A 4,751-nucleotide genomic window follows, 5' to 3' on the forward strand; every position below is an offset into this window, starting at 1 on the left:
TGACGGATGCCCGATACCCGGCGACCCTCGTCGATGAAGACGGCACGGCGATCACGGGAGAACGCCATCCGGCACCGCCGGCGCCGGCCCCGACGACACCGGACTACGGCCCCCTCCTCCAGGCGCTCCGATCGCACGAGGGACCGGATGCGGATGCCGCATGGCTCGACCGCGAACTCGATGCGGCAGTGCGCGCGCGGGCGGTGCTGCGGGTGAGCGTCGGCATGCCGGACGGCTCGACACGAGACCTCGTGCTCGAGGCGACGGGACTCGGCGGTGGTCGCCTGCGCGGCAGGGACCGTGCGGCGGACGTCGAGCGCACCCTGCCGGTGTCGAGCATCCGAGCCGCCACGATCATCGAGCAGTAAACTGGACAGCTATGTCTGATGGACCCCTGATCGTCCAGAGCGATCGCACCGTGCTGCTCGAAGTCGCCCACTCGGATGCCGAGAGCGCCCGCCACGAGCTGGCGATCTTCGCCGAGCTCGAGCGCGCGCCCGAGCACATCCACACGTACCGGATCACCCGCCTCGGGCTCTGGAACGCGCGCGCCGCCGGCCACACCGCCGAGGACATGCTCGCGACGCTCGACCGCTGGTCGCGGTTCCCCGTGCCGCCGTCCGTCGCCGTGGATCTGCGCGAGACCGTGGGCCGGTACGGCCGACTGGTCATCGAGCGCGACGACGAGGGCGTCCTCATCCTCCGCTCCTCCGATCCCGCGGTGCTCGCCCAGGTGGCGAACAACAAGCGCATCCAGCCGCTGCTGATCGGGCATCCCTCCCCCGACACCTTCGTGGTCGACGCGTGGGCACGCGGCCAGATCAAGCAGGAGCTGCTCAAGATCGGCTGGCCCGCCGAGGACCTCGCCGGGTACACCCCGGGAACCCCGCATGAGATCGAGCTCGCCGAAGACGGCTGGGCGATCCGTCCCTACCAGCAGGATGCGGTCGACGCGTTCTCGAAGGACGGCTCCGGCGTCGTGGTGCTGCCCTGCGGCGCGGGAAAGACGATCGTCGGCGCGGGGGCGATGGCCGCCACGAAGACCACCACGCTCATCCTCGTCACCAACACGGTCTCGGCGCGCCAGTGGCGCGACGAACTGCTCAAGCGCACCAGTCTCACGCCCGAGGAGATCGGCGAGTACTCCGGCCAGGCCAAGGAGGTCAAGCCGGTGACGATCGCGACCTACCAGATCCTCACGGCGAAGCGGAAGGGCGAGTACGCCCATCTCGCGCTGCTGGATGCCCTGGACTGGGGACTCATCGTGTACGACGAGGTGCACCTGCTCCCCGCACCGGTGTTCAAGCTCACCGCCGATCTGCAGGCGCGTCGACGCATCGGCCTGACCGCCACACTCGTGCGCGAGGACGGCAGGGAGGGCGACGTCTTCAGCCTGATCGGGCCCAAGCGCTTCGACGCTCCGTGGAAGCAGATCGAGGCCCAGGGCTTCATCTCCCCTGCCGCCTGCTACGAGGTGCGCGTGGATCTGCCGCCGGACGACCGGCTCGAGTACGCGGCAGCGACCGACGACGAGCGCTACCGCCTCGCGGCCTCGGCACCGGCGAAGATCGATGCCGTGCGCGAGCTCATCGCGAAGCACGACGGGGAACGGATCCTGGTGATCGGCCAGTACCTCGACCAGCTCGACTCGCTGTCCCAGGCGCTGAACGCCCCGCAGATCACCGGAGCCACCCCCGTCGACGAGCGCGAGGAGCTCTACCGCGCCTTCCGCGAGGGTGAGATCTCGCTGCTGGTCGTCTCGAAGGTCGCGAACTTCTCGATCGATCTGCCCGAGGCATCCGTCGCCATCCAGGTGTCGGGGTCTTTCGGGTCCCGGCAGGAGGAGGCGCAGCGCCTCGGTCGTCTTCTGCGCCCGAAGCAGTCCGGGCACACCGCGAGCTTCTACACGCTCGTGGCCCGCGACACGATCGACCAGGACTACGCCCAGAACCGGCAGCGGTTCCTCGCCGAACAGGGCTACAGCTACACGATCATGGATGCCGACGCGATCGCCGCGTGACCCCCGCTGCGCCCGTCAGGGCGGCCGGGTACGCGGTGGGCGAAAGCGCCGCTCCGACGGATAGTCAGCATCCGCATGGCGGAAGTCACCATAATGGGGTCATGACTGATGCGCGCATCCTGGTCGTCGACGACGAGCCCAACATCCGCGACCTGCTCTCCACAGGTCTCAGCTTCGCCGGGTTCCAGGTGAAGACGGTCGCCAACGGCGCCGCCACCATCTCCGCCGTACTGGAGGAGGAGCCCGACCTGATCATCCTCGACGTCATGCTCCCCGACATGAACGGGTTCAGCGTGACGAAGCGTCTGCGTGGGGCCGGCTTCACCGCCCCCATCCTGTTCCTCACCGCCAAGGACGGCACGGACGACAAGATCGAGGGCCTCAACGCCGGCGGAGACGACTACGTCACCAAGCCGTTCAGCCTCGACGAGATCGTCGCGCGCGCGCAGGCGATCCTCCGCCGCACGATGCAGGCCGACGAGGAGTCGATCATCCGCGCCGGAGAGCTGTCGATGGATCAGGACACTCACGACGTGCACGTCGGCAAGGAGTCGATCGAGCTCAGCCCGACCGAGTTCAAGCTGCTGCGCTATCTGATGCTGAACCCGAATCGCGTGCTGTCGAAGGCCCAGATCCTCGACCACGTCTGGGAGTACGACTTCAACGGCGATGCGGGGATCGTGGAGAGCTACATCTCCTACCTCCGCCGCAAGATCGACCCGTACACCGAGGAGTCGGTCATCCAGACCAAGCGCGGCTTCGGCTACATGCTCAAGGTCGGCAAGTAGTCCCGCTCCGCGTCATCCGCTGACGCCGCACCGCATCCGCTTCCAGGGAGGACCGACCGCATGGCGCACAAGCCCGATGCGATCACCCGCTGGTGGCGGTCGATCAGCCTGCGGGCCAAGGTCACCGGTGTCACCGTAGCGGTGCTCGCGCTGGGCCTGCTGGCCGCGGGTATCGGCACCGTCCCGATCCTGCGCAACTCCCTGGTCGACAACATCGACTCGCAGCTGCCCGCGCTCGTGTCCGCCGATCTCGCGAACCGGTACTTCGAGGTCAGCGTCGAAGACGGCAGGACGGTCTACACGCCCAGCGACTCCCCCCGCGACTTCTTCGTCGCGATCTACGACGCCGAGGGCGTGCTGCAGATCACGACGGGAAGCTCCAGCTCCGCGAACGGCGCTCCGCTGTTCCCGTCGTCGTACTCCCCCCTCGATGTGCAGGCCAACGAGGACACGCGCTTCACACTCGAGGGCACGAAGGGGGCGAGCTATCGCGCCGCCGTCGCGCGCGTGCCCGGCGAGGGCGACGGGTCGCTGAGGATCCAGATCGTCGCCATGCCGCTCGAGTACGCGGACCGCATCATCGGTCAGTACTTCGGCATCTACATCACGGTCGCGTTCGTGACGATCTTCCTCGCCGCTCTGCTCACCCGCGGGCTGGTCACCCTGACCTTCCGCCGACTGGGGCAGGTGGAGTCGACGGCCATGTCGATCGCCGCCGGCGACTTCAGCCAACGCCTCACCGACCTCGAACCCACGACCGAGGTCGGACGCCTGAACAGCGCGATCAACACCATGCTCGACCGCGTCGACGGGTCGCTCGCGCAGCGCGACCGCACCGTGCGGCACATGCGCCGCTTCATCGGCGACGCCAGCCATGAGCTGCGCACGCCGCTGGTGAGCGTGCGCGGCTATGCCGAGCTGTACCGGATGGGCGCGATCACCGGCGAAGAGGACACCGCTCGTGCCATGGAGCGGATCGAGAAGGAGGCGATCCGGATGGGCGTGCTCGTCGAGGATCTCCTCGCTCTCGCACGCCTCGACGAGGAGCGCGAGCCCGAGATCGAGCCGCTCGATCTCCGCCCCATCGCCCGGGATGCCGCTCTCGACCTGCGAGCCGCCGCACCGGCGCGCACCGTGACGGTCGTGGACCGCACCGTCGAGGCGCCGTTGATCGACGTGACCACGCGCTCCACCCCCGTGACGCCCCCGCCCCTGCCGACGCCGCGCGGGCTCTCCCGCGGCACGCTCGCCCGCCTGCGCCGACGTCCGCGGGCCGCGAGCGTCGAGGTGCCGGGGATCGACTTCACGGAGGCGGCGGACATCCCCGTCCGTACGCCCCCGATCGTCCTCGGCGAGGAGAACAAGGTCCGTCAGGTGGTGACCAACCTGCTGGGCAACGCGCGCCGCTTCTCGCCCGAAGAGAGCCCGATCGAGCTGGTCGTCGACGCCGACCGCGTGCGCGGCACCGGCAGCATCTCGATCGTCGATCACGGCGAGGGCATCCCCCCGCAGATCCGCGAGCAGATCTTCGAGCGCTTCTGGCGCGCCGACACGTCGCGGGCACGCGAGACCGGCGGCTCGGGTCTCGGACTCGCAATCGTCTCGTCGATCGTCAAGGCGCTGCACGGCAGCGTGTCGGTGTCGGAGACCCCCGGCGGCGGCGCGACGTTCACCGTCACCCTGCCGCTCGCCCCCTCCCGTGCCACCCCGGCCCACCTGCTGGAGGACACGCAGCCCCTCGAGCCCCTCGACCTCTGAGCGGGGCGCGACTCTCCTGCACGGAGCGGCGCTGGGCCATCTTCTGCACCGCGCACGTGGGCAGCCCCGCGCAGGCCCGTGCCCGGCTCGCGAACACACCTATCGTCGGAGACCCAACGAGAGGAGTTCCCATGTCCGTCTTCACCGTCGACACCGAAGCCGTAGGTGCGGCCCAGAGCGCCGCC

3 protein-coding genes and 1 pseudogene are annotated in these 4,751 nt (G+C 69.2%); all 4 read left to right on the top strand.

Annotated elements, in window-relative coordinates:
• Positions 1 to 368: pseudogene (locus tag ABTZ43_RS17010) on the top strand (helicase-associated domain-containing protein); the annotation flags it as partial.
• An 11-nt stretch (positions 369 to 379) separates the two neighbouring features.
• Positions 380 to 2,020 (top strand): DNA repair helicase XPB, encoded by a 1,641-nt coding sequence (locus ABTZ43_RS17015; RefSeq protein WP_056420392.1) that lies wholly within the window; start codon positions 380 to 382, stop codon positions 2,018 to 2,020.
• Positions 2,021 to 2,121: 101 nt separating this feature from the next.
• On the top strand, positions 2,122 to 2,808 hold the full coding sequence (locus tag ABTZ43_RS17020; protein WP_056420389.1) for a response regulator transcription factor: 687 nt from the start codon (positions 2,122 to 2,124) through the stop codon (positions 2,806 to 2,808).
• A gap of 60 nt (positions 2,809 to 2,868) precedes the next feature.
• A complete protein-coding gene (locus ABTZ43_RS17025) occupies positions 2,869 to 4,566 on the top strand; it encodes a sensor histidine kinase (protein WP_149422600.1) in 1,698 nt (565 codons plus the stop codon).
• The last annotated feature ends 185 nt before the right edge of the window (positions 4,567 to 4,751 follow it).

Source organism: Microbacterium sp. NPDC097977 (assembly GCF_040302605.1).
GTDB lineage: Bacteria > Actinomycetota > Actinomycetes > Actinomycetales > Microbacteriaceae > Microbacterium.

Excerpts from the sequence above, each read along its gene's own strand:
- ABTZ43_RS17015 (WP_056420392.1), top strand. The coding sequence starts at position 380 with ATGTCTGATGGACCCCTGATCGTCCAGAGCGATCGCACCGTGCTGCTC.
- ABTZ43_RS17020 (WP_056420389.1), top strand. The coding sequence starts at position 2,122 with ATGACTGATGCGCGCATCCTGGTCGTCGACGACGAGCCCAACATCCGC.
- ABTZ43_RS17025 (WP_149422600.1), top strand. The coding sequence starts at position 2,869 with ATGGCGCACAAGCCCGATGCGATCACCCGCTGGTGGCGGTCGATCAGC.